The organism is uncultured Pseudomonas sp. (assembly GCF_913774235.1).
Classification (GTDB): domain Bacteria; phylum Pseudomonadota; class Gammaproteobacteria; order Pseudomonadales; family Pseudomonadaceae; genus Chryseomonas.
Genome location: NZ_CAJYDW010000012.1, coordinates 894127 through 917605, shown reverse-complemented (window position 1 = coordinate 917605; position 23479 = coordinate 894127). Strand labels below are relative to the sequence as shown.

Below are 23479 nucleotides of genomic sequence, written 5' to 3'. Positions count from 1 at the left end.
CCGGCAAAAAAAGACCCGAGGGTGATGATCCCTCGGGTCTGGTCTGAAGCGTCACTTATCAGCGGCTGAAGGACACCAGCTTGTTGGGATAGCCGACGCTGGCATCCAGGCGGCTCGTGTCGAGGAAGATCCCGAGGTTGCTGGCACCGCTCTGGACGTAGCTGATCTTGACCACCTGGCCATTGCTCAACCGCACCGAGCCACCTACCTTGAAGCTCGAGCGATTTTCCGCGGTGGCCGGGATCGAGACGGCAGCGGCGCGACGGTAGATGCCGCGGTTCCAGTCGGCGTTGGTGAAGTCATTGATGGCCGAGCTGACGCTGGCAGTGCTGGTCACTCCAGTGGGCGAGACCGTCACCGTCTTCGGATAGCCCACGGCGTTGCCGTTGAAGGGTGCGCCCTCGGTGAAGACGCCCAGGCTGGTGCCGGCCTGTACCGAGGAAATCCGCCGCACCTGGCCATCCGCGGTGGTCAGGTAGGCGCCGGCCTTGAAGGCGGCGCGGTTCACCGCGGTACCAGGTACCGAGACGGCGGCCTTGCTACGGAACACGCCCTTGAGCCAGTCCGGGTTGGTGAAGTCGTTCAGTACCGAGGTCACGGTGCCGGCGGTGGCCGGCGTCTCTACCCCGGCGTTGCTGCCGCTGTTGCCGGAGCTGCCGCTGTTGCCACCGTTGTCCACGACACCGGTATTGCCGCCCGTGGAGCCACTGCTACCCGTACCGCTACTCCCGGTCGAGGGTGTGGTGCTACCGCTGGCGACCGGGCCGATGGCCGTGCAGCTGCTGTCGTCCAGGTACTTGCGCAGGGTCGGCCACTGCGGGCGCTCCTGGCCGTTGATGGGCTCCACCGACATGAAGTAGCTGCCCCAGCCAGGGCCCGCCGCCCAGTAGGACGCCGGGATGCAGTTCTGCTTGAGGTAAGCCAGCATGTTATCCATCAGCAGGTTCCAGCGCGGGTTGTTGTCCGGCACCCCGAATTCACCGATGTAGCCACGCTTGCCGTTCTTCTTCAGCCAGTCGACGAAGGGCTTGACGCGGGTGACGCCGTAGTTGGCATCGAGCTTGTTGACGTCGGTCTTGTCGTAGCTGCCGCCAGCGTCTTCGTCGAAGTAGGAATGTGCCGAGAAGATGATGTTGTTGGCGGGGTCCTTGAGGCCCAGCAGCGCGTCGTTGAACTCCGCCCAACGGGTAGCGCTGGACCAGCCATTGCCCTCGACGATGACCGGCCGCGAGCTGTCCACCGCGCGCACGCCATTGATGCCGTACTGGGCCGCGGTAGGCCAGTAGGCCATGGCGTCGTGGGGCTCGTTCATGATGTCGTAGGCGTACAGCGACGACTGGCCGCTCCACTGCCGCGCGATATGGGTCATGATCTCCTGATAGCGGGCATAGGGCACACCGCTGGTCCCGATCACCTGGCCGCGATAGCGGGCGTAGTTGTGCAGGTCGAGGATGATCTTGATGCCATGCTTCTGCGCGTAGCCGAAGGTCTGGTTCACCAGGGCCACGTAGGCACTGTCCAGCGGCCCGCCCAACTGCGGCTGCAGGCGCTCCCAGATGATGGGGAAGCGGATCAGCTTGACGCCCCGGGCACTCCACTGCTGGAAGTAGGCCTCCACCGGGAAGATGTAGTTGGTGCCGTTGATGCCGGGCAGCACCTGGGGTGCGAAGCCGGCGCCGGACAGGTTCAACCCGACCAGGCTGACGGGTTCCGCCTGGGCGACCGCGGCAGACAGGGCGATGACGGTAGCGACCGCGGCGAGCGGGCGACGGAGGGCGGTGACGAAGGGGCGGATAGGAGTCATGGACAGATACTGCTTTGGGAGGCGTGGCGTCGATGTCCTTTGTGTACGAGCAAAGCCTGGGTTCAAGGTAAGGCCACTGGGACGTGACAAATATCTCTGCGTCCTGCAGTTGGTCTGACTAATACAAGTCATATGCCAGCTATTTTCTGACGCAGGCTTAATTCCACGATCTTCCGCCACGGGCAGCGCTAAAAACACCAGACTAGAGGCGTTGCGTAAAACGTAACCAAATATGCGTGACACAGCGTCGCAGGGCGGAAACGCCGCCTTTGGTGAAAGAATTAATACCTTTAGACGGAAATCTGACGCCAGAGACTAGCCCTTACTCAAGCAGGGAATTTTCTCTTGGCACCGCTTTCCAAGGCTCAGCAACGTCTTGTATATAAGGTCCAGTCATGCGCGCAGAACAGCCGGGAACCCCAGTCTTCCGCCCCACTCTCCTGGTGGTGGACGACGAGCCTCTGGTAGCGGACTTCGTCCGTGAGATCCTCGAACCCGAAGGCTTCAACATCATCGCCGCTGACTCCGCCGATGCCGCTCTGCCGATTTTGGAAAAGGAAGAGGCCAACATCGACATCCTCCTGACGGACATCCGCATGCCCGGTTCCATGGACGGCGCGCAACTGGCAAACCTGGTGTGCCAGCGCTGGCCAGACATGCCCATCATCGTCATGTCCGGCTACGAGACGCCGTCCACGGCGAGCATCAAGTGCAAGGTGCGCTTCCTGCCCAAGCCCTGGTCCATCGGTCAGCTGATCGATACCGTCAACGGCGTCGCCTACTCCGTCACACCCAGCGTTTGACCCTTCGGTCGCAGGTCGCTTGAGGAACCGCGGCGGTGTGAATAGTGTCACATCGCCACCTCAACGATCAGTCTGGCCCGCCATGTACGTCCTGACCCAGCGTTTCGTTTCCTGCCTCAAGAACATCGATTGTCTATTCGGCCCCCTGGCACCCGACGGCGCCCTGCCCGTGCGCATCAGCGATACTGAAGGTCGGCGCTTCGTCACCCTGATACTCGACATCGCCCAATTGCAGGACGTGCGCTATTGCGAGCAACAGGCGCAGCAGGCCCGTCGCTCGCTAGCCCTTTGAGCCACCCTCAGAGTGGCGGTGCCGGTCGCAGCAACACCGCCTTGAGTGAAAAGGCCGAGGTCACGCTGGCCACCCCGGGAATGCAGGTCAGGGTCTCGGCGAGAAAGTGCTGATAGGCCGCAAGATCCTGCACTACCACCCGCAGCACATAGTCCGCATCGCCGGTCATCTGGAAACAGCTCATCACCTGGGGCGCCTTGACGATCTCCCGTTCGAAGGCACGCAGGTAGTCGGTGGATTGCTTTTCCAGGCGTACCGAAACGAAGACACTGACGCTGCCGGCCAGGCGCGTCTCGTCGAGTTGGGCGTGATAGCCCTGGATGTATCTCTCCTCCTCCAGCCGCTTGACCCGGCGTAGCGTCGGGGTCAGCGATAGCCCGATTTTCTGTGCCAGATCGCGCCAGCTTAGGCGACCATCGGCGGACAGGGCATTGAGGATGCGCAGGTCGATGCGGTCCAGACCAGCCATGGTGCAAAACCTCTACTGTTGTTCTTGTAGAGAGTTCAATAGCACCAAAATCTCGCTCTGCCCACCTCGAAATTGCGGCAAAACGGCTAGCAATGCCGGCCTATACTCAGGTGACCCAATAACAAGAATGCCGAGGCCTCCACCATGTGGCACCCTGCATCGCACCCGGACGGCCAACCCGTCCCGCGACCCGTCCGTACCCCCTACCTTCCGGAGGCACGGTCATGAGCGACTACCCTCCCCTGCAGTTGCACGTCCCCGAACCCAGCGGCCGTCCAGGACGCCCCACCGACTTCAGCTACCTGCAACTCTGCCCGGCCGGCCGCGCCGATAAACCGCCGGTGGACGTGGCGCCAGTAGATACCCGCGAGCTGGCTACCCAGCTGATCCGCATCCTCGACGACGACGGCAAGGCTGTCGGCCCCTGGGCCACGGAAGAAGCGCCCGAGCTACTGCTGCAGGGACTGCGCGCCATGCTCAAGACGCGGCTGTTCGATGCGCGGATGCTCAAGGCGCAGCGGCAGAAGAAGCTCTCCTTCTATATGCAGTGCCTGGGCGAGGAAGCCGTCGCCGTCGGCCAGACCCTGGCCCTGCGCCCGGACGACATGCATTTCCCCACCTATCGCCAGCAGGGCATCCTCATCACTCGCGAGGCGCCGCTGGAGGAAATGATCTGCCAGTTGCTGTCCAACGCCCGCGACCCGCTCAAGGGGCGCCAGCTGCCGGTGATGTATTCCTACCGCGACCTCGGCTTCTTTTCCATTTCCGGCAACCTGGGCACCCAGTACATCCAGGCGGTGGGCTGGGCCATGGCTTCGGCGATCAAGGGTGACACCCGCATCGCCGCCGGCTGGATCGGCGACGGCGCCACCGCCGAAGGCGACTTCCACGCGGCCCTCACCTTCGCCCATGTCTACCGGGCGCCGGTGATCCTCAACATCGTCAACAACCAGTGGGCCATCTCCACCTTCCAGGCCATCGCCGGCGGTGAAGGCATCACCCTGGCCACCCGTGGCCTGGGCTATGGCATCGCTGCCCTGCGGGTGGATGGTAACGACTTCCTCGCCGTCCTGGCCGCCTCGCGCTGGGCCGCCGAACGCGCCCGGCGCAACCTGGGACCGACCCTGATCGAGTGGGTGACCTATCGCGCCGGCCCCCACTCCACCTCGGACGATCCGTCTAAGTACCGGCCTGCCGACGATTGGACACACTTCCCCCTGGGCGACCCCATCGACCGCCTCAAGGCGCACCTGATCGGCCGGGGTCTCTGGTCGGACGAACAGCACCAGGCGCTGAGCGCCGAGCTGGAAGCCGAGGTAGCCGCCGCGCAGAAGGCCGCCGAGGCCCATGGCACCTTTGCCAGCGAGCTCTCCCCCAGCGCCGCCGACATGTTCGAGGAGGTCTACCAGGACCTGCCGCCGCACCTGCGTCGCCAACGCCAACAGCTCGGGAAGTGATGCCATGACCATACAACAGGAAACCGACCTGCCGACCCAGGCCGGCAGCCACAGCACCCTGACCATGATCCAGGCCATCCGCTCGGGGCTGGACGTGATGCTCGAACGCGACAACAACGTGGTGGTATTCGGCGAGGACGTGGGTTACTTCGGCGGCGTCTTCCGCTGCACCGAAGGCCTGCAGGCCAAGTACGGCGCCGCGCGGGTGTTCGATGCGCCCATCTCGGAAAACGGCATCGCCGGCGCCGCGGTGGGCATGGGCGCCTATGGCTTGCGGCCGGTGGCGGAGATCCAGTTCGCCGACTACGTCTACCCGGCCATCGACCAGATCGTCTCCGAGGCGGCGCGGCTGCGCTATCGCTCGGTGGGCCAGTTCATCGCGCCGCTGGTGTTCCGCATGCCCTGCGGCGGCGGCATCTACGGCGGCCAGACCCACAGCCAGAGCCCCGAGGCCATGTTCACCCAGGTCTGCGGCCTGCGTACCGTGATGCCCTCCAATCCCTACGATGCCAAGGGCCTGCTGATCGCTTCCATCGAGAGCGACGACCCGGTGATCTTTCTCGAACCCAAGCGGCTCTACAACGGCCCCTTCGATGGCCACCACGACCGCCCGGTGACGCCCTGGTCAGGCCATCCGGCCAGCGCCGTGCCGGACGGCTACTACCGCGTCGAGCTGGAGCGCGCCGCCGTGGTCCGTCCGGGCCAGCAGGTCACGGTGCTGACCTATGGCACCACGGTCTGGGTGGCCCTGGCGGCAGCCGCTGAGACCGGCATCGACGCCGAGGTGATCGACATCCGCAGCCTCTGGCCGCTAGATCTGCAGACCCTCACCGACTCGGTGAACAAGACCGGCCGCTGCGTCGTGGTCCATGAAGCCACCCGCACCTGCGGCTATGGCGCCGAGCTGGTGTCTCTGATGCAGGAACATTGCTTCCACCGCCTGGAAGCACCCATCGAGCGGGTCACCGGTTGGGACACGCCCTACCCGCACGCCCAGGAATGGGACTACTTCCCCGGTCCGGCGCGGGTCGGCGCCGCGCTCAAGCGCGTGATGGAGGTCTGAGATGGGTACCCATGTCATCAAGATGCCCGACATCGGCGAAGGCATCGCCGAGGTGGAACTGGTCAAGTGGTACGTGGCGGTAGGGGATGAAGTCAGCGAGGACCAGACTCTCGCCGATGTCATGACCGACAAGGCCATGGTGGAGATTCCTTCGCCCGTGGTGGGGCGGGTGCTGGCTCTGGGCGGCGAGCCCGGCCAGGTGCTGGCGGTCGGCGCCGAACTGATTCGCCTGGAAGTAGCCGGCGACGGCAACCAGCGCGAGGCCAGTCGTCCCGCACCAGTGGAATCCGCTCCGGCGCCGGCACCCAAGGCGGAAGTGCCCAAGCCTGAACCTCTACCGGCCGCCGTCCCGTCGCACCCTGCGCCCGTAGCCCAGCGCGATGACGACCGACCGGCGTCCCGCCCAGCCCCCGGCAGCCCGCCGCTGGCCTCCCCGGCGGTACGCCAGCACGCCTGGGACCTGGGCATCGAGTTGAGATTCGTCACCGGCAGCGGCCCGGGCGGTCGCATCCTGCACAACGACCTGGAAGCCCATGTGCAGCAGCGTGACGCCGGTCTGCCGCCGACCACCGGTGGTGGCGGTGGGCTGGCGAAGCGCAGTGGCGAGGAACGCATTCCGCTGATCGGCCTGAGACGCAAGATCGCCGAGAAGATGCAGGCCGCCAAGCGGCATATCCCCCACTTTACCTATGTCGAAGAGGTGGACGTCACCGAGCTGGAAGCCTTGCGCGCCAACCTCAACCAGCGCTGGCAGGGTCGTCGTGCCCACCTCACTCTGCTGCCTTTCCTGGCGCGGGCCCTGGTGGTGGCGGTGCGGGATTTTCCGCAGATGAACGCGCGCTTCGACGAGGAAAGCAGCACTGTGACACGCTATGGCGCCGTGCATCTGGGTATCGCCACCCAAGGTGAGCAGGGCCTGGCGGTGCCGGTGGTGCGCCACGCCGAGGCGCTGGATCTCTGGGGCTGCGCCCAGGAGGTGGCGCGCCTTGCCACCGCGGTGCGCGCCGGCAAGGCCAGCCGTGAAGAACTGGGCGGCTCCACCCTGACCATCAGCAGCCTCGGTCCGCTGGGTGGCATTGCCTCCACGCCCATCATCAACCACCCCGAGGTGGCCATCATCGGCGTCAATCGCATCGTCGAGCGCCCGGCCTTCCGCAATGGCCTGGTGGTGCCGCGCAAGCTGATGAATCTCTCCGCCTCCTTCGACCACCGGCTGATCGATGGCCAGGACGCCGCCAGTTTTATCCAGGCCGTGCGCCAACTGCTCGAACAACCCGCCACCCTCTTCCTGGAGTAGCCATGGACACCCGACTCCTCATCATCGGCGGCGGCCCCGGCGGTTATGTCGCCGCCCTGCGCGCCGCCCAGTTGGGCATCACCACCACCCTGGTGGAAGGCGCCGCCCTGGGCGGTACCTGCCTCAACGTCGGCTGTATCCCTTCCAAGGCGATGATCCATGTCGCCGAGGAATATCACCGTGCCTGTGGTCGTGCCGAGCAAGGCTCTCTCGGCATCCGCCACGGCCGTCCGGAACTGGATCTCGGTCAGGCCGTGGCCTGGAAGAACGGTATCGTCGATCGGCTCACCACAGGCGTTGCCGGCCTGTTGAAGAAGCAGGGGGTGACGGTCATCGAGGGTTGGGCGGAGATCCTCGACGGCAAGACCGTGGAAGTGCAGCGGCAAAGCGGCGAGCGCCTGCGCATCCGTACCGAACACCTGGTGCTGGCCATGGGTTCGACCTCCGTGGAGTTGCCCAACCTGCCCTTCGGCGGGCCGGTGATCTCGGCCACCGAGGCGCTGTCACCCTCGGAGATACCCGAGCACCTGGTGGTGGTGGGTGCCGGCTACATCGGCCTGGAACTGGGTATCGCCTATCGCAAGCTGGGTGCCCAGGTCGCAGTGGTGGAAGCCCAGTCGCGGCTGCTGCCGGGGTACGACGCCGAACTCACCGCACCGCTACGCCAGAGGCTGGAACGACTGGGTATCGAGCTGCACCTGAATTGCCGAGTCGCCGGCCTGATGGACGACGGCACGGGGCTGCGGATGACCACCGCCGACGGCCAGGAGCAGGTGCTGCCCGCCCAACGCATCCTGGTGGCTGCCGGACGCCGCCCTCGTACCGAAGGCCTGGAGCGGCTGCCGCTGGACTATGACGGCCGCTTTATCCGGGTCGACGATGGTTGCCGGACCAGCATGACCGACGTCTGGGCCATCGGTGACCTGACCGGCGAACCGCTGCTGGCCCATCGCGCCATGGCCCAGGGTGAGGTGGTGGCGGAACTGATCGCCGGCAAGCGGCGACGCTTCGCCCCGGTGGCTATCCCGGCAGTCTGCTATACCGATCCGGAGATCGTGGTGGTGGGCCTTACCCCCGAGCAGGCCAAGGCCCAGGGTCTGGAAACCAAGGTCGCCAGTTTTCCCTTCGCCGCCAATGGCCGCGCCCTGACCCTGGAGGCGCCGGAAGGCTTCGTGCGGGTGGTGGCGCGCGCCGATGACCATCGCATCCTCGGCTGGCAGGCCACCGGGCAGCAGGTGGCGGAATTGGCCACGGCCTTTTCCCACAGCCTGGAAATGGGCATGCAGCTGGAAGACGTGGCGGCCACCCTGCATCCCCACCCCACGCTAGGCGAGGCGGTGCAGGAGGCGGCGCTGAAGGCGCTGGGCCGGGCGTTGCATCTGTGATCAAGCTACCCCGCACGGTACGCCGTGTGGGGTGATTTCCCTCAGCGATCAGTTAATGCCCGTGGCGGCCTTGCACAAGAGGCCCACCACCACAGGAAGGCCAGCCAACGTCAATCCGTCTCCAGTTGCGCCCTGATCGCCGCCACGTCGATAAGCGAGCGCACCTCGCGGATACGTCCTTCCTCGAAGCGATAGAAGACGTGTTCGCTGAAGCGGACGCGCCGGCCATTCACGGCCAGGCCGAATAGCTCGCCCCGCGGATGGCAATCAAAGTCCAGCTGCGCCGCCAGCCAGGGCGGCTCCACTACCAGTAACCGTGAGACGAATTGCAGATCGGGTATGGCGGCATGATCGCCTTCGAGCATGGCCCGGTAGCCGGCCAGCCCCAGTGAACGGCCGTTATGCTCGACCGCCGGGTCAACATGGAGCTCCAGCTCGGACCAGGCCTGGCGGTTGAGGCAGTCGAGATAGGCCCGATAGCGTTGGCCTAGGATTTCGAGTGACATAGAGAGCTTTCCTAGAAGTGAATGCACCGGAACCGCTGCAGCGATCCAGCGTAACCCTCACTAGCGATGTTCGAACTTCGCCGGCCGCTTCTCGACGAAGGCGGTCATGCCTTCCTTCTGGTCGGCGCTGGCGAACAGCGAGTGGAAGACGCGCCGCTCGAAGCGGATACCCTCGGCCAGGCTGCTTTCGAAGGCGCGATTGACGCTCTCCTTGAGCAGCAGCGTCGCCGGCAACGAACGCGAGGCGATGCCGCGGGCGGCTTCCAGGGTGCGCTCCAGCAACTCATCGGCGGGAAACACCTGGGCGACCAGGCCGGCACGTTCGGCTTCGTTGGCGTCCAGCTGGCGCCCGGTGAGGCACAGCTCCATGGCCTTGGCCTTGCCCAGGGCGCGAGTCAGCCGCTGGGTGCCGCCGATACCGGGAATGACCCCCAGGGTGATCTCCGGCAGGCCGAAGCGTGCCGTGTCGGCGGCGTAGATGAAGTCGCATAGCAACGCCAGCTCGCAGCCACCGCCCAGGGCGTAGCCGGCCACGGCGGCGATCAGCGGTTTGCGTCGTTCGGCGATGCGGTCGGCGACGCGGAAGTAGTCGTCCAGATAGATCTGCGGATAGCCCTGGCCGACCATTTCCTTGATGTCGGCGCCGGCGGCGAAGGCCCTGGCCGAGCCGGTGAGCACCACGCAGCCCACCTCGGGGTCAGCGTCCAGGCGCGCCAGCAAGGCGTCCAGGTCGCTGAGCAACTGGGCGTTGAGGGCGTTGAGGGCCTTGGGCCGATTGAGGGTGATGAGGGCGACCCGCGCCTGGATGTCCAGCAGCAGGGTCGGTTCGGCGGAGGCATCGCTCATGATCTTGTCCTTCTAGTCGTTAAGTTCCAACGCCAGGGCGGTGGCCTCGCCACCGCCGATGCAGATGGCCGCCACACCGCGGCGCAGACCACGCTGACGCAGGGCATGCAGCAGGGTCACCAGGATGCGGGCACCGGAGGCACCGATGGGATGGCCCAGGGCGCAGGCCCCACCCTGCACGTTCAGCCGCTGCGGGTCCAGCCCCAGTGCGTCCTGGGCGGCCAGGGCCACCACAGCGAAGGCTTCGTTGATCTCGAACAGGTCGACATCCTTGAGCTGCCAGTCGATGCGGCCAAGCAGCGTCTGGATGGCGCCGATGGGTGCGGTAGGAAAATCGCTCGGTGCACCGGCGTGGGCGGCGTGGCCGCGGATCGTCGCCAAAGGCGTCAGGCCTTCGCGGGCCGCGGTGCTGGCGCGCATCAGCAGCAAGGCCGCAGCGCCATCGGAAATGGAACTGGCATTGGCGGCGGTCACGGTTCCACCGTCGCGAAAGGCCGGCTTGAGTGTCGGAATGCGAGCGGGATCGGCGCGACGCGGTTGCTCGTCGGTGTCGACCAGCACGCTTTCCTTGCGCCCCCTCACCTCGACCGGGACGATCTCGGCGGCGAAGGCGCCACTGGCCTGGGCCTGGCGCGCCCGCTCGAGGGACTGCAGGGCATAGGCATCCTGGCGTTCGCGAGCTATGCCCAGTCGCGCCGCGCAATCCTCGGCGAAGGTGCCCATCAGGCGACCGGGCTCGTAGGCGTCTTCCAGGCCGTCGAGGAACATGCTGTCGATGAGGGCCCCATGGCCGAGGCGATAGCCGCTGCGCGCCTTCTCCAGCAGATAGGGCGCCCGGCTCATGCTTTCCATACCGCCGGCCACCACCACCTCGGCGCTGCCGGCGCGCAGCAGGTCATGGCCGAGGATGGCCGCCTGCATGCCGGAGCCGCACATCTTGTTCAGGGTGGTACAGCGGGTGCTCTGCGCCAGCCCCGCACCAAGGGCCGCCTGTCGCGCCGGTGCCTGGCCGAGGCCAGCGGGCAGGACGCAGCCCAGGAGCACCTCGTCGACCCGTTCCGGTGACCAGCCACCCTGCTCCAGCACCGCGCGGACCACGGCGCTGCCCAGTTGCGGCGCCGCAAGCGCTGCCAGCTCACCGCCCAGGGCACCCATGGGCGTGCGAGCGGCGGCGACGATGACGACCGGATCTTTCATGCGGATCTCCTAGCGGGGGGCCATGCGCAGCGCACCGTCGAGACGGATCACCTCGCCGTTGAGCATAGGGTTTTCGATGATGTGACGGACCAGGGCAGCGAATTCCTCACCGCGTCCGAGCCTTGGGGGAAAGGGCACATTGGCGGCCAGGGCCGCGCGCACCTCCGGCGTCATGCCGGCCATCATGGGCGTCTCGAATACCCCCGGTGCTATGGTCATGACGCGAATACCCTGCCCTGCCAATTCACGGGCGGCCGGCAAGGTGAGCGAGGCGACCCCGCCCTTGGACGCGGCGTAGGCAGCTTGGCCGATCTGGCCGTCGAAGGCGGCGATGGAGGCGGTGTTGATGATCACCCCCCGCTCGCCCCCGGCATCGGCGTCGCCCTTGGCCATCGCCGCCGCCGCCAGCCGCAGGACATTGAAGCTGCCCACCAGGTTGACGGTGACGATCCGGGCGAAGGCGGCCAGATCGTGGGGGCCGTTGCGACCGAGGATACGCGCCCCGCCGACGATGCCGGCGCAACTGATCGCCCCGTGCAAGCCACCCCAGCGCCCCAGGATGGCTTCGACCGCCGCCGTCAGCGCCTCGGCATCGGTCACGTCGACCGACAGGGCGAAGGCCTGATCGCCGAGGCGTTCGGCCTGTGCCTGCACCGCCTCGGCCTGCAGATCCAACAAGGCCACCCGGGCGCCGGCCGTCACCAATAGCTCCGCAGTTGCGGCGCCCAGGCCGGAACCGGCACCTGTGACGAGGAAGGTTCGCTCATCGATACGCATGCTCGCACTCCAGAAGAGACTGCCCGCATCTTCGATCGCGCCCAGAGGGCGGACAAGGGCCGAATCGCTCACCAGAGCTGAGCGATTCGGCCACCCCTCACCAGGGCAATGCCTGGCCCTGATAGTCGAGGAAGGCGCAACCTGCCTGACCCGCGCGGGATTCGATGACCATCATCAGCCCGGCCACGCTGGCGCTGATCGCCACCGGCGCGCTCGCCCCGCCCAGCTCGGTCTGCACCCAGCCCGGGTGCAGCGCCAGCACCGCGAAGGACGGCTGGCAACCAGCCACCCAACTCTGCAGCAGGCTGTTCAGCGCCGCCTTGCTGGCGCCATAGAGCGGCATCGCTGCGGCGAAGGCCCGGGCGAGCCCGTCACGGTCGGTGGTCTGGTGGACGAAACCGCGGGCTTCGAGGGTGGCGAGGAGGTCTTGCGAGGTGCTGTCCATGGAGGTCTCCCATGGCTGGACGGGGCCAGGGAGACCGGGAGAAGTTGTCTTGACCGAGCCGCCCCAGGCGGTTCGGTCATGCAGCGCAGTACCTACCACCCGCTGTTGGTCAGGTAGTGGTATAGGCGCTGATGGGGCAAAGGAAGATACGCATGGAGCGCCTCGCTACCGGCTCGTCCAGCCGTTGGCAACTCGCTGGTGCACGACCCGACCGCACCGCTCGCTCCGCCGCTTCGACCAAACGTCGTACCTCTGCCCACGCCACTGAACAAACCGCCAGAGTAAGGCTCCGACAGCTGTCCTTTGCCAGCCGTATCGAGATGCAGAGATGAATCCGTCCACTCCCGCCGCTCAGGTGGCCCCTACCGTTTTCGTCATGCCAGGCAGGCCTGGACAGGGAAAAGTCCTTGTGTGAGAGGATCTCGCTGATGAAAAGAATAACGCCGGGCAACCTGATGCTGATCCTGCTTTGCCTTACCGTGCTGGCCTATGCCACCAATCTCATGGGCTAGATCCTGTACGAAAAGTCGCCGAGCGAAAGTCAGGCGAAGCCTTTTTCAACGAAGCATCGCCAAGCGCAGGCATTTTTCGAACAGAACCTAGCCGGGGCCTCCGGGGCAGCTGATCTGGGCAGTTGCCGGACCTGAAACGGCGAATGCCGGTTGCCCTTCGCCACGACCTGGCCTAGCGTTCAGCATTCGACTAGTCAGAAAGCTGCCGTGCAATGCCCAGTCAAACCTCCAGCGCCATCGAAAGCATCGAATTGCTGGCGTCGCTCGACGCCGTCACCACCCTGCTCCGCGTCGTCTGTGACCTCAGCAGGCTGAAATTCGCCGCGGTGGCGGAAGTCTCCGAGCAGCGCTGGACCGCCTGCGCCGTCCACGACCGCCTGGACTACGGCCTGGCGGTGGGTACCGAGCTGGAACTCGAGGCCACCTTCTGCAGCCATGTGCGCTCCTCCCACGACCCGGTGATCATCGCCGACGTGGCACAGGATCCCGCCTATTGCGACCATCCGCTGCCAAAGCTCTATGGCTGGGGCAGCTATGTCTCGCTGCCGGTGTTCCGTCCTAACGGCACCTTCTTCGGCACCCTGTGCGGCTTCGATCGCGTGCCCGCCCCACTGCTCGCCCAGCCGTCCACGATAGTGACACTGGAGGGCTTCGCCCGCCTGCTGGGCGAGCTGATCGCCCGTGAGGAACAGCGGCGCGACGAAACACCCGGCCCGCGCAGCGACAGCGATCTGCACGCGCTTCGCGAACAATTGCTGACCCTCTTCGAGGGCGACCTTCGGCAACCCCTGCAACGCCTTTCGCTGGCCGCGGCCGAGTGGGCCGAGCAACTTCCCGCCGTGCGCCCCTGGCAGGCCGACGTCCGGCGACTGGCACGCCGCAGCGCCGACGGGGCGGATTTCGTCCGCGCGCGGCTGGGACATGGCCCGCTGTTGAAGCCGACACTGGTGAACGGAGTGAACGAAGGCTTCGAGGCGCTGATCGCCGAGCTCGTCGTGCGCCACCTGGACCGTAGCTTCAGTACCGCCCTGCCGGCCTTGCCAGGCGCCCTGCGCCTCGATCTACCCCAGCTGTTGCGCGCCCTGGAGGCGATGCTGGAATTCGGCGTCGCGGGCAGCACGCCCGGAGCCGTCGTCCACCTGCAGGGAGAGATCAAGGAGCGCACCTATCGCGTGCAGGTGGAATACTCGGGCCCGCCACTGGAGCCTGCGACCCTACCCCAACTGTTCCAACCGCGGCTGGTCACCCCAGGGACCGACGGCTCCCCGCACCTGGAGCTCGGGCTCTACCTCGCCCAGGAAATCGCTCGAGGCCATGGCGGCGCCCTTACCGCCCGGACCCAGGACGGCCGCAATCGCCTCACCCTGACCCTACCCACCGCTTTGGACTGAAACCCTTGTCACTACCCTCCCCCCTGCTGGTGATCCGTCACGGCGAAACCGACTGGAATGCCAGCGGGCGCCTACAAGGGCACCAAGACATCCCGCTGAACGCACGCGGCCGCGCCCAGGCCCAAGCCGTGGGCTGCGCACTGCGCGACCGCCTCGATGTGACCACCTTCGCCTGCCTGAGCAGTCCGCTGGCGCGGGCGAGCGAGACCCTGGCGCTGATCTTGGCGCAACTGCCAGGTACGCCGCGCCACCTGGGCACCGACGACCGCCTGATGGAAAAGGCCTTCGGCGAATGGGAGGGCCTCGACGGGCCGACCATCGCCGCACGCTATCCCCGCGAACATGCCGAACGCGCCCGCGAGCCCTACCGTTTCAGAGCGCCAGGCGGCGAAAGCTACGCGGATGTCGCCGAGCGCCTGCGCCCGCTACTGGCCAGCCTCGCCGGCCCCACCCTGCTGGTGGCCCACGGCGGACTGATCCGCAGCCTGCTGGTGGCGACTGGCCTGGCCGCCTCCCAGGAGGCCACCCAACTGGTCATCCACCAGGGCCGCTGGCTTGAACTCGATGCGAGCGGCTATTGCTGGTACAGCGCCGCCGGCTGGGCGGAGGAAGCGGCGGACCCGGAAGCCCGCCTCAGCTCAGCCGCCGGGCGAACTGACTGACCGCTCCCACCACCTGGCGGGCGCCGTCCTGGATCTCGGTGATGCGGACGCCAGCGTCACCCGCCAGTTGCAGTCCCTGCTCCGCCTGCTGCCGGCTGGCCGCCATGTTGGCCACTGCCGTCTGGGCCAGTTGCTGATTCTGCTGCACCACGCCTACGATCTCCTCGGTGGCCTTGCTGGTGCGTCCCGCCAGTTGCCGTACCTCGTCCGCCACCACGGCGAAACCACGGCCCTGCTCGCCTGCCCGCGCCGCCTCAATGGCCGCGTTGAGCGCCAGCAGATTGGTCTGCTCGGCGATGCCGCTGATGGTCTTGACGATGGCACTGATCACCAGCGACTGCTTGCCGAGGTCCTCGATGCCATTGGCGGCGACCTGGATCTCCTCGGCGATGCGGGTCATCACCGCGACGGTGTCCTGCACCACGGCAGCACCCTGGCGTGCGCTCTCGTCGGTCGTCTGGGAGATGTCGAAGGCCACCCGCGCCGCTTCGGCCACGGCCAGCTCCTGCTCCACCTGCTCGGTGATAACGGTGGCGAACTTGATCACCTTGTACAGCTCACCGCGCGTGTTGAGCACCGGGTTGTAGGAAGCCTCCAGCCAGACCGTACGACCATGGCTGTCGATGCGCTTGAAGCGACTGGCCACATAGTCACCGCGATTGAGCCGGTCCCAGAAGGCCCGGTACTCGGCGGATTCGGACTCTTCGCGGCTGCAGAACATCCGGTGATGCTTGCCGACGATCTGCGCCAGCGAATACCCCATGCCCTGCAGGAAGCGTTCGTTGGCGGTGAGCACCTCGCCGGACAGGTTGAATTCGATCACCGCGGTGGACCGCAGCAGGGCGTTGATGATGCCGGAGTGCTCGGTGGAGGTTTCCACCTGAGCGGTCCGGTCGTAGGCATAGCAGCGGATCTGCTTGACCTGGCCCTGGGTATCGCGCACCGGGGTCCAGATCGCATAGAGCCATGCCACGCCGCCGGCTCCCCGCAGCAGGCGATAGATACCGCTGACCTGCCGCCCTTCAGTGAAGCTCTGCTTCAACTCGCGATAGCAGTCCATGCATTTCACGTAGTCAGGAATGAGATCGTCGAGTTTTCGTCCATTCAGGCTACCAGGCGCGTAGCCCAGGCACAGGCCGAAATTCTCGTTGAAATCCTCGATCTGCCCCTGGGCATCCAGCAACAGATGGAGCGAGTCCTGATGGAACGCCGCGCTGACCTGTCGGTGCTCGGCCAGCTCCGCTTCGAGTTCAGCGATACGACGTTTCAGATTATTGTTGAACATGGGATCACCCGGAGAAGGAAGGAACATCCTTTGGTTCGACGCGCCAGGACATTTCTTGACGCCTCGCCGGACGAGTTGTCCGCCCCCGTCCCGCACGCGACGCCGGGCGGCGGTGGACACCCGCACTCCGCCGCCAAACCGCAGCGGCTCTAGCCTGCACCCATCATCTCGGTTGGAAGTTGTTGGTCGCCGTGCACGGCTGGGAAAAGCGCCCCTGACTACCGTTCAGCGAACCGACCAGCGGTCAAGCATGGGTGGCGGCCGTTGGGCAGGTTACGGGCGGCCGCGTCCCCGCTTCGAGGCGGCGCGCCAGGCCGGACAGGTCGATCAGGGTCGCCTGGCGGCTGTTGCCCTGCGCGCCGACACCGACCCAACTCTGTGCACGCAGCGCCGGCGCCAAGCCGCCTTCGAGGGCCGGTTGCCAGCTGCGCGCCAGGGCGTCCTCGCGCAGGCCGGTGAAGGTGTCGATGGCTTCCACCCGCTCGACGACGAAACCCAGCCGCCGGTGCTGTCCCGCGACCACGATCACCTGGTCGCTACTCCGGGTCTCGACGGCCTGCTCGCCCGCCAGGGTCCGCAGGCAGATCAGGGTGATCTGCTGGCCGCGAACCTCCATCATGCCCAGCAGCCGGGGATCGGGCTGCCCCAGGCGCAGGTAGTGCACGGGCAGCGGCAACACCTCGGCCACCTGCTCCAGCGGCACGGCGAACGCCAACCCGGCGAGGAACGTCAGGCAGGGCTGGCGACGAGCCTGGCTGCGCTGCTCGACCAGCAGATTACGGTCGGTCCTGTAGATACGCGCATAGGCCAGCGTGGCCTGCAGACGCCCGAGTGCCAGGTGATCGATCACCACCGCGGCCTCGCCCTGCTGATCGGTGAAGATCCCGCGCAGCAACTCCGGCTGCTGCAGACCGAAGCCGAGCAGTGGCGCGCAATGCGCCGGGTCACGCCGCCACATGCCGAGCAACCGGTCGAAACCGAAGGCCACGCGGTACTCCCCTTGCTCCCCGGCCACCAGCACCAGCAACTGCTGGCGCTGCCTCGGCGCCGAGCCGGCCAGCCCCAACAGCTCGCACAGTTCCAGCACCGGCAACCGCTGGCCGCGCAGCTCGACCTCCTGGCGACAGCAGTCGCTGGCGAATTCGCTGGGGCTCAGCTGCGGCCGGTCTACCAGTTCCTGCACCACCGCCGCATCCAGGCACAGGCGGCGGCCATCGCATTCGAACAGCAAATAGAGCCGCTCCTGGCCACTGCCGGCCCCGGCCAGTTCCCGCCGGTCCCGCCGGTCCCGCGGCGATTCGCTACTGAGCTCGAAATCCGGCAGCGCGACCAGGGCATCCAGGTCGAGCAGATGCACCAGCCGTCCACTGCCTGGGTCGAGGTGGATTCTTCCCAGCAAGCGGCCAGCCGGGCCCTGCAGGCGATCGATCAGCTCTTCTGCCAGCCGCAGCACGTCCACCACGCCATCGACACTCAAGCCGAAGCGACCGCCGCCATGGTGGATCACCGCGACCCGGCGCGGCGTGTCCGGCGGCGGCAATCCCAACAGCCGATGGCCATCCACCAAGGGCAGCGGCCGGCCGCTCAGCTCGAACAGGCCGAGCAACCAGGGCGCAGGACTGGGATGGGCGGTCAGGCGCTCCGGCCAGGACACCACCCGTTCCAGTGCCAGGGCGGGCACGGCGACCTCCAGCTCGCCGATCCGGACCACGCCCTGGGCCAGACTCACGAACGCCCTCCCGATAGCGTCGGGCTCGCCGCAGTGGTCGCCGCATCCAGCTCCTGGATCAGCTGATTCACCCGCGCCGCATCGTCCAGCTGCAGCGCCGTGGAGCCATTGATCGCCTCGATGGACTGCTGGGTCTTGCCCATGCCTTCGGCGATCAGGCCAAAGGCTTCCCCGACACTGCGCGAGATCTCGCTGCCCTGGGCGATGCTCTTCACCGAGTCCAGGATCAGCTTGTTGATCTCCTTGGTCGCCTGGGACGACTTCTCCGCCAGCTTGCGCACCTCGTCGGCCACTACCGAGAAGCCCAGGCCATGCTCCCCGGCCCGCGCGGCCTCGATGGCGGCGTTGAAGGCCAGCATGTTGGTCTGGTTGGCGATGTCGCTGATCACCTGGACAATGTCCTGAATGCCACCCGCGGTGGTGCCTATGGTGTCCATGGCCTCGAGCGAGCGGTTCAATGTCAGCGAACCGCGCTCCGCCTCCTCCAGGGTGCGGCGGGCGATGCGATTGGCTTCGTCGGTGGTCTCGGCGATCTGGTTGATCGAACGGGTCAAGGCATGCAGCGACAGATTCATCTGCTCGATCTTCTGCCGTACGTGCTGCTCCATCTCGACCTGACGGGTGATGTCGGTGGCGAATTTCACCACCTTGTAGACCTGGCCCTCGGCATCGAAGATCGGGTTGTAGGTCGCCTGGATCCAGATCCGCTGGCCGAACTTGCTCAGCCGCATGAAGCGGCCACCGAATACCTCGCCCTGCGCCAGCCGCGCCCAGAAGTCGCGGTACTCGCCCGAAGCGACGTACTCGTCCTCGCAGAAAATACGGTGATGCTGATGGCGGATTTCCTCCAGGCGATAGCCGAGGGTCGCCAGGAAATTGCGGTTGGCGTCGAGGATCTTGCCGGTGAGGTCGAACTCGATCACCGCCTGGCCCCGGTCGATGGCCGCCACCTTGCCGGCGTAATCGCTGTTGCGGATCTGGCTTTCGGTGATGTCCACGGCGAACTTCACCACCTTGCACGGCTTGCCGTCGGCGTCGAAGATCGGATTGTAGGTGGCCTGGATCCAGATCTCCTCGCCGCGGCTATTGCGTCTCTTGTACACCCCGGCGTCGAATTCGCCCCGCGCCAGTTTGTCCCAGAACAGCCGGTATTCTGCCGAGCGGGCGTAGTCATCGGAGCAGAAAATCCGGTGGTGCTTGCCCACCACCTCGTCGGCCTGGTAGCCCAGGGCCAGGAGGAAATTGCGGTTGGCGGTGAGTACCGTGCCGTCAAGGGAAAACTCGGCGATCGCCTGGGACCTGTCGATGGCCGCCACCTTCCCCTCGTAATCGCTGTTGCGCAGCTGGCTCTCGGTCACGTCGCTGGCGAACTTCACCACCTTGTAGGGATGCCCCTCGGCATCGAGGATGGGGTTGTAGGTCGCCTGGATCCAGATCTGGCGGCCATCGCTGGCGCGTCTCTTGTACAACCCAGTATCGAAATCGCCACGCCCGAGCTTTTCCCAGAACAGCCGATAGCCTGGCGAGCGGGCATAGTCCGGCTCGCAGAAGATCCGGTGGTGCTTGCCCCGCACCTCTTCCAGGCTGTAGCCGAGCGCGGTCAGGAAGTTCTCGTTGGCGTCGAGGATGTTGCCGTGCAGATCGAACTCGATCACCGCCTGGGCGCGGTCGATGGCCGCCATCTTGCCCTGGAACTCGGCCGCCTGCAGTTGCGCATCGGTCACGTCGGTGGCGAACTTGACCACCTTGTAGGGTTTACCGTCGACATCGAGAATGGGGTTGTAGGTCGCCTGGATCCAGATCGGTCGGCCATCACGGCGGATGCGCTTGTACACGCCAGAGTCGAATTTCCCCTGGCCCAGCCGATTCCACAGCAGGGCGTAGTCCGCCGACCGCGCGTAGTCGGCTGGACACATGAGACTGTGATGGCGACCGCGCAGCTCTTCCAAGGCGTAGCCAGTCATGCCGAGGAAATTATCGTTGGCCCAGAGCACGTTGCCCTGCAGGTCGAATTCGATCACCGCCTGGGATCTATGGATGGCGGCGATCTTGCCTTCGTACTCAACCGCCTGCAGGCGACTCTCGGTGATGTCGGTGGCGAACTTGATGATGCGCACCGGCCGCCCCTCCGCGTCGAGCAGCGGATTGTAGGTCGCACGGATCCACACCACGCGACCGTCCTTGCGCTGGCGGCGGTAGACGCCGCTGTGGAATTCGCCCCGTCCCAGCGTCTCCCAGAAGCTCTGGTAATCGCCCCTCTCCAACACCTCTGGCGGACAGAACAACCGATGGTGACGGCCACGTACCTCGTCCAGGGCGTAGCCGAAGGTCTGCAGGAAGTTGTCGTTGGCGTGCAGCACCGTTCCCTCAAGATCGAACTCGATGATGGCCAGAGATCTATCCAGGGCCTGGCGCAGAGCCTGATAGGCGGAAGCTACATCGACGGCGGAAGGCTCGGCAGCGGTAGTGGTCATGGGCAGCTCCAAAGAGAGTTCTTGTGCCCAGGCTATCGGCAATTGCGATAACAAATTGAGCAAAGAGCCATCACCGAAGCTTTAATTTTTGCTCATCCAAGTGCGGCAGCCGACGAATGGTCACCAGATGCACGGCGTCGCGTCAGACCACCAGCTTGGCCCCTATGACCATCAGCATGACAGCCAGGCAAGGCCTGAGCACCCCATCCGGTACCCGCCCGGACAGATGACTGCCGAGAAAGATGCCCGGCAGCGAGCCGAGCAGCAGGAAGCCCAGCACGTGCCAATCCAGATTGCCCAGGCCGGCATGGCCCAGCCCGGCCACCAGGGTCAGGGGTACCGCATGGGCGATCTCGGTGCCCACCAGGCGACGGGTAGCCAGCAGCGGATAGAGCATGAACAGCGCCACCGTCCCCAGGGCACCGGCGCCGATGGAGGTAAGGGTAACCATGAAGCCCAGCACGGCACCGGTGAGCACCGTCAGCCCATTCAGACGCCCGGCGCTCAGATGGAAGCCATCACCGGCGTGGCGGCTGGCGAAGGCGAATATCTGCTTCTTGAAGAGGATGGCGCTGGCCGTCAGCAACAGCACGATGCCCAGGGCATGCTTGATGAGCGCATTGGTGGCGTGCTGGTCGCCCGGCAGCAGCGCGAGGGCGCCCAGGGTCAGGGCCGCGGTCGGCACACTGCCCGCGGCCAGCCAACCGGTCACCGACCAGTCGATGTTGCGATTACGCTGGTGAACCCAGACCCCGCCCGCCTTGGTGATGGCCGCGTACAGCAGATCGGTGCCCACCGCCGCAGCGGGATTGATGCCGAACCAGAGCAGGATCGGCGTCATCAGGGAGCCACCGCCCACACCCGTCATGCCGACGATGAACCCTACTACCAGCCCCGCGATGACGAAGCCTAGTACACCTACTTCCATTACCGTCCCGATTGCCGTTGTCGGCTCATTCAGAGGCCGCACAGCATAACCACTAGGGTTATGCCAGCATATATTGAAAAGGTCTTTGCTTATAACTTTTCATTAGGCGCTGGCTACGCCCAAGCGCCGGGTGCGATTACCGCTGCCGGTTCAGGCGAGGTGAGGTTCACGCAGCGGCGGCAAACTGCAGGCTCATCGCCATCAGGGTGCGCGATGAGCAGCGAGATAGGCATCGATCTCGTCCTGACCATACCCCGCTCGGCGGGCATGGGCCTCCACGGCATCCCGGCAGGCAGCCTCGGTGACGCTCTTCGGTAGCGGCGTACCACAGGGCGTCAGAGTCGCCAGGGCAAGAAAGGTCGACAGGTCCTGCTTGTGCTCCTCGGCGACCGGATGGGTTCCCGTCGTCGGGGCATGGGCGGCGACCGGTGGAGCGGTAGTCGCCACCACCGCGGGCTCGCTACCGGTGGAATCGCTCCTGTGCGTGGTCAGCACCGCCGCCACGACCAGCACACCGAATCCCAGACTCAACAGCAACAGCTTGCGCGTCGAATTCCCACTCATGGTCATCATCGTCCCTACTGCTCGATTCCAGTCGCTCATATCCGAATCGATTGAGACCACGAGCGACCGAAAGGTTCTTCCGAAGAAGTCATACAATACTTTTTCAGCCGTATTCAGCCTGGTTGCCGCATGCCACACTCGGAGGTCAAAGGGGACAGGAGGGACTCATGCCGCAGAAGGACTTCACCGATCCACGCCTGCGCCAGCTCGCGGCGGATCTGTCGCTCGCCGACCGCCTCGCGGAAGCCGGCGAGCCAGACCTGAACGCCGAATTGAAGCGCCGCGTCCGCGAGGATCTGGAAAGGGCCCTGCGCGAGGTGGGGCAGCTCAGCGAAGAACAGGCGCTCTGGTTACGTTGGGCGACCAACTGAAAAGATCGCCGGCCGTTTCGTACCTGCACGTCGTTTCGCTGTAACTAACGGCTGCTAGCTTGGGGCTGTTCACCTCCCTGGAGTTCGGTATGAAAGCGGATTACGAAATCAGTGACGACATCGCCCAGGTGGTCGGTGGCACCCTGATGAGCCTGATCCTGTTCAGCAGCGGCGTCATCGGCGGTGCCTTCTTCCTGCTGGGCTGAATCCTCGGGTAGACGCCCCATTCCGACGCCAGGGTAATGACCTGCGTCTCGGATAATCGGCGTCCATCCAGGCGTCGGAAGGTCGCTTCGATTATTTGCAATAACCGTCCCGGGCGTTACTCTGGGGCTATTCGAATAACAAGAAGCGCCGACGCCTGGAGAATCGAACCATGCGAACCCAGCTCACCCGCTCGATCACCCTGTTCGATGGTCGAGGCCTGATACCTTCGACGACATCCCGCATTGCGCCGCGCAGCCAGGACCGCCCTCCGCAGGTTCATTCGGAAAGGACCCTCAACACGCTGCTGCTCGGCTTGTCGCTCACCTACCTTGGCGCCATCTTCAATCCGCTACTCCAGCATCTTTATTAGCCACGCCGAAGTCGGCGCCGGATAGCCTCGACGAAACGCCGAGCCCGAGCCTCGCCTGACCGCTTGTCGGACATCCTGGGTGACTCACGACAGGACCACAATGAACCACGGGAGCCGGCTCCCCTCGACAAGCCGGGGATGACAGTCCGCTCCGGGCGAATCTCAGGCACAAAAAAACCGGCGCTAGGCCGGTTCTTTTGGAGTGCATCTTTGATTGGTGCGGACGGAGAGACTCGAACTCTCACACCTTGCGGCGCCAGAACCTAAATCTGGTGTGTCTACCAATTCCACCACGTCCGCGAGACGCTTAAAGACGAACGCCAGACACGAGGTCTGGCGTTCGCAGAATATGGGGTGGACGATGGGAATCGAACCCACGACACCAGGAGCCACAATCCTGTGCTCTACCAACTGAGCTACGCCCACCATATCGCTTTTGCTTGCCGTCGCCGAACCGCCAATGGCGCGCCCGGCAGGACTCGAACCTGCGACCATCCGCTTAGAAGGCGGATGCTCTATCCAGCTGAGCTACGGGCGCCTGTTCGGCAGCTGCCCTGGCCGAGACTTCATTGGTGTGAAGCCTCTGGCTTTGCCCTTCGTCAGTGACTTGGGCTGTGCTCGGCAAGCGGGGCGCATGTTATAAAG

Annotated in this window: 22 protein-coding genes and 3 tRNA genes; 10 read left to right on the top strand and 15 right to left on the bottom strand. The window is 65.5% G+C overall.

The genetic code is table 11. The features are described 5' to 3' along the window. Nucleotides 1-58: 58 nt before the first annotated feature. Nucleotides 59-1804, bottom strand: coding sequence for a glycoside hydrolase family 5 protein (locus tag QZ471_RS13830; RefSeq protein WP_295464615.1), 1746 nt, complete (start codon nt 1802-1804; stop codon nt 59-61). Nucleotides 1805-2199: 395 nt separating this feature from the next. Between QZ471_RS13830 and QZ471_RS13825 the strand changes: the two genes are divergently transcribed. Both QZ471_RS13825 and QZ471_RS13820 read left to right on the top strand, forming a co-directional pair. Beyond that, nucleotides 2200-2607, top strand: a complete 408-nt coding sequence (locus tag QZ471_RS13825; RefSeq protein ID WP_295464613.1) for a response regulator — start codon at nt 2200-2202, stop codon at nt 2605-2607. An 82-nt stretch (nt 2608-2689) separates the two neighbouring features. After that, nucleotides 2690-2899 (top strand): hypothetical protein, encoded by a 210-nt coding sequence (locus tag QZ471_RS13820; RefSeq protein ID WP_295464611.1) that lies wholly within the window; start codon nt 2690-2692, stop codon nt 2897-2899. 7 nt (nt 2900-2906) lie between these two features. Here the strand turns inward: QZ471_RS13820 and QZ471_RS13815 are convergent, their stop codons facing one another. Next, nucleotides 2907-3368 carry an Lrp/AsnC family transcriptional regulator gene (locus tag QZ471_RS13815; protein WP_027597697.1) on the bottom strand — a complete coding sequence of 154 codons (462 nt, stop codon included), beginning with the start codon at nt 3366-3368 and terminating at the stop codon, nt 2907-2909. A gap of 224 nt (nt 3369-3592) precedes the next feature. Between QZ471_RS13815 and QZ471_RS13810 the strand changes: the two genes are divergently transcribed. Genes QZ471_RS13810 through lpdA form a run of 4 tightly spaced genes read left to right on the top strand, consistent with a single transcriptional unit; the run spans nt 3593 to nt 8570 of the window. Further along, the gene (locus QZ471_RS13810; protein WP_295464607.1) at nt 3593-4825 is read left to right on the top strand and encodes a thiamine pyrophosphate-dependent enzyme; all 1233 of its coding nucleotides are present in this window, start codon (nt 3593-3595) and stop codon (nt 4823-4825) included. Nucleotides 4826-4829: 4 nt separating this feature from the next. After that, a complete protein-coding gene (locus tag QZ471_RS13805) occupies nt 4830-5888 on the top strand; it encodes an alpha-ketoacid dehydrogenase subunit beta (protein ID WP_295464605.1) in 1059 nt (352 codons plus the stop codon). A gap of 1 nt (nt 5889) precedes the next feature. Beyond that, on the top strand, nt 5890-7185 hold the full coding sequence (locus QZ471_RS13800) for a dihydrolipoamide acetyltransferase family protein (protein WP_295464603.1): 1296 nt from the start codon (nt 5890-5892) through the stop codon (nt 7183-7185). 2 nt (nt 7186-7187) lie between these two features. Then, entirely contained in the window at nt 7188-8570 is a 1383-nt protein-coding gene (lpdA, locus tag QZ471_RS13795; protein ID WP_295464601.1) for a dihydrolipoyl dehydrogenase, read from the top strand. Nucleotides 8571-8680: 110 nt separating this feature from the next. On the opposite strand, the gene QZ471_RS13790 is transcribed toward lpdA, so the two are convergent. The 5 genes from QZ471_RS13790 to QZ471_RS13770 all read right to left on the bottom strand — a co-directional run bounded on the left by QZ471_RS13790 (nt 8681) and on the right by QZ471_RS13770 (nt 12341). After that, the gene (locus QZ471_RS13790) at nt 8681-9076 is read right to left on the bottom strand and encodes an ester cyclase (RefSeq protein WP_295464599.1); all 396 of its coding nucleotides are present in this window, start codon (nt 9074-9076) and stop codon (nt 8681-8683) included. Nucleotides 9077-9136: 60 nt separating this feature from the next. Further along, entirely contained in the window at nt 9137-9922 is a 786-nt protein-coding gene (locus tag QZ471_RS13785; RefSeq protein WP_295464597.1) for an enoyl-CoA hydratase, read from the bottom strand. Nucleotides 9923-9934: 12 nt separating this feature from the next. Next, nucleotides 9935-11119: an acetyl-CoA C-acyltransferase gene (locus tag QZ471_RS13780; RefSeq protein ID WP_295464595.1), complete on the bottom strand. Its 1185-nt coding sequence runs from the start codon at nt 11117-11119 to the stop codon at nt 9935-9937. Nucleotides 11120-11128: 9 nt separating this feature from the next. Beyond that, complete coding sequence (locus QZ471_RS13775; RefSeq protein WP_295464593.1) at nt 11129-11896, bottom strand: SDR family NAD(P)-dependent oxidoreductase; 768 nt, start codon at nt 11894-11896, stop codon at nt 11129-11131. Between the two features lie 97 nt (nt 11897-11993). Next, nucleotides 11994-12341, bottom strand: coding sequence for a hypothetical protein (locus QZ471_RS13770; protein ID WP_295464591.1), 348 nt, complete (start codon nt 12339-12341; stop codon nt 11994-11996). A gap of 724 nt (nt 12342-13065) precedes the next feature. On the opposite strand from QZ471_RS13770, the gene QZ471_RS13765 reads away from it, so the two are divergent. Next, nucleotides 13066-14244, top strand: coding sequence for a GAF domain-containing protein (locus tag QZ471_RS13765; RefSeq protein WP_295464589.1), 1179 nt, complete (start codon nt 13066-13068; stop codon nt 14242-14244). Nucleotides 14245-14249: 5 nt separating this feature from the next. After that, the gene (locus tag QZ471_RS13760) at nt 14250-14906 is read left to right on the top strand and encodes a histidine phosphatase family protein (RefSeq protein WP_295464587.1); all 657 of its coding nucleotides are present in this window, start codon (nt 14250-14252) and stop codon (nt 14904-14906) included. On the opposite strand, the gene QZ471_RS13755 is transcribed toward QZ471_RS13760, so the two are convergent. The 5 genes from QZ471_RS13755 to QZ471_RS13735 all read right to left on the bottom strand — a co-directional run bounded on the left by QZ471_RS13755 (nt 14878) and on the right by QZ471_RS13735 (nt 21886). Continuing rightward, entirely contained in the window at nt 14878-16191 is a 1314-nt protein-coding gene (locus QZ471_RS13755; RefSeq protein ID WP_295464585.1) for a PAS domain-containing methyl-accepting chemotaxis protein, read from the bottom strand. The two genes, QZ471_RS13760 and QZ471_RS13755, sit on opposite strands and share 29 nt — an antisense overlap. A gap of 244 nt (nt 16192-16435) precedes the next feature. Further along, entirely contained in the window at nt 16436-17920 is a 1485-nt protein-coding gene (locus QZ471_RS13750) for a chemotaxis protein CheW (protein ID WP_295464583.1), read from the bottom strand. After that, nucleotides 17917-20394: a PAS domain-containing methyl-accepting chemotaxis protein gene (locus QZ471_RS13745; protein WP_295464581.1), complete on the bottom strand. Its 2478-nt coding sequence runs from the start codon at nt 20392-20394 to the stop codon at nt 17917-17919. The genes QZ471_RS13750 and QZ471_RS13745 overlap by 4 nt, the downstream gene beginning before the upstream one ends. 142 nt (nt 20395-20536) lie before the next feature. Next, on the bottom strand, nt 20537-21322 hold the full coding sequence (locus QZ471_RS13740; RefSeq protein WP_295464579.1) for a sulfite exporter TauE/SafE family protein: 786 nt from the start codon (nt 21320-21322) through the stop codon (nt 20537-20539). A gap of 201 nt (nt 21323-21523) precedes the next feature. Then, entirely contained in the window at nt 21524-21886 is a 363-nt protein-coding gene (locus QZ471_RS13735) for a hypothetical protein (protein WP_295464577.1), read from the bottom strand. A gap of 167 nt (nt 21887-22053) precedes the next feature. On the opposite strand from QZ471_RS13735, the gene QZ471_RS13730 reads away from it, so the two are divergent. Further along, nucleotides 22054-22257 (top strand): hypothetical protein, encoded by a 204-nt coding sequence (locus QZ471_RS13730; RefSeq protein WP_295464575.1) that lies wholly within the window; start codon nt 22054-22056, stop codon nt 22255-22257. Nucleotides 22258-22633: 376 nt separating this feature from the next. Continuing rightward, nucleotides 22634-22834 carry a hypothetical protein gene (locus QZ471_RS13725; protein WP_295464573.1) on the top strand — a complete coding sequence of 67 codons (201 nt, stop codon included), beginning with the start codon at nt 22634-22636 and terminating at the stop codon, nt 22832-22834. Nucleotides 22835-23049: 215 nt separating this feature from the next. Here QZ471_RS13725 and QZ471_RS13720 read toward each other — a convergent pair. The 3 genes from QZ471_RS13720 to QZ471_RS13710 form a co-directional block, all read right to left on the bottom strand. Next, nucleotides 23050-23134 (bottom strand) — tRNA-Leu (locus QZ471_RS13720). Nucleotides 23135-23184: 50 nt separating this feature from the next. Continuing rightward, a tRNA-His gene (locus tag QZ471_RS13715) sits at nt 23185-23260 on the bottom strand. Nucleotides 23261-23295: 35 nt separating this feature from the next. Then, nucleotides 23296-23372 (bottom strand) — tRNA-Arg (locus QZ471_RS13710). Nucleotides 23373-23479: the final 107 nt, after the last annotated feature.

Coding starts and splice junctions, on each gene's coding strand:
- QZ471_RS13830 (WP_295464615.1), bottom strand. CDS start 1,804: ATGACTCCTATCCGCCCCTTCGTCACCGCCCTCCGTCGCCCGCTCGCC.
- QZ471_RS13825 (WP_295464613.1), top strand. CDS start 2,200: ATGCGCGCAGAACAGCCGGGAACCCCAGTCTTCCGCCCCACTCTCCTG.
- QZ471_RS13820 (WP_295464611.1), top strand. CDS start 2,690: ATGTACGTCCTGACCCAGCGTTTCGTTTCCTGCCTCAAGAACATCGAT.
- QZ471_RS13815 (WP_027597697.1), bottom strand. CDS start 3,368: ATGGCTGGTCTGGACCGCATCGACCTGCGCATCCTCAATGCCCTGTCC.
- QZ471_RS13810 (WP_295464607.1), top strand. CDS start 3,593: ATGAGCGACTACCCTCCCCTGCAGTTGCACGTCCCCGAACCCAGCGGC.
- QZ471_RS13805 (WP_295464605.1), top strand. CDS start 4,830: ATGACCATACAACAGGAAACCGACCTGCCGACCCAGGCCGGCAGCCAC.
- QZ471_RS13800 (WP_295464603.1), top strand. CDS start 5,890: ATGGGTACCCATGTCATCAAGATGCCCGACATCGGCGAAGGCATCGCC.
- lpdA (WP_295464601.1), top strand. CDS start 7,188: ATGGACACCCGACTCCTCATCATCGGCGGCGGCCCCGGCGGTTATGTC.
- QZ471_RS13790 (WP_295464599.1), bottom strand. CDS start 9,076: ATGTCACTCGAAATCCTAGGCCAACGCTATCGGGCCTATCTCGACTGC.
- QZ471_RS13785 (WP_295464597.1), bottom strand. CDS start 9,922: ATGAGCGATGCCTCCGCCGAACCGACCCTGCTGCTGGACATCCAGGCG.
- QZ471_RS13780 (WP_295464595.1), bottom strand. CDS start 11,119: ATGAAAGATCCGGTCGTCATCGTCGCCGCCGCTCGCACGCCCATGGGT.
- QZ471_RS13775 (WP_295464593.1), bottom strand. CDS start 11,896: ATGCGTATCGATGAGCGAACCTTCCTCGTCACAGGTGCCGGTTCCGGC.
- QZ471_RS13770 (WP_295464591.1), bottom strand. CDS start 12,341: ATGGACAGCACCTCGCAAGACCTCCTCGCCACCCTCGAAGCCCGCGGT.
- QZ471_RS13765 (WP_295464589.1), top strand. CDS start 13,066: ATGCCCAGTCAAACCTCCAGCGCCATCGAAAGCATCGAATTGCTGGCG.
- QZ471_RS13755 (WP_295464585.1), bottom strand. CDS start 16,191: ATGTTCAACAATAATCTGAAACGTCGTATCGCTGAACTCGAAGCGGAG.
- QZ471_RS13745 (WP_295464581.1), bottom strand. CDS start 20,394: ATGACCACTACCGCTGCCGAGCCTTCCGCCGTCGATGTAGCTTCCGCC.
- QZ471_RS13740 (WP_295464579.1), bottom strand. CDS start 21,322: ATGGAAGTAGGTGTACTAGGCTTCGTCATCGCGGGGCTGGTAGTAGGG.
- QZ471_RS13735 (WP_295464577.1), bottom strand. CDS start 21,886: ATGAGTGGGAATTCGACGCGCAAGCTGTTGCTGTTGAGTCTGGGATTC.
- QZ471_RS13730 (WP_295464575.1), top strand. CDS start 22,054: ATGCCGCAGAAGGACTTCACCGATCCACGCCTGCGCCAGCTCGCGGCG.
- QZ471_RS13725 (WP_295464573.1), top strand. CDS start 22,634: ATGCGAACCCAGCTCACCCGCTCGATCACCCTGTTCGATGGTCGAGGC.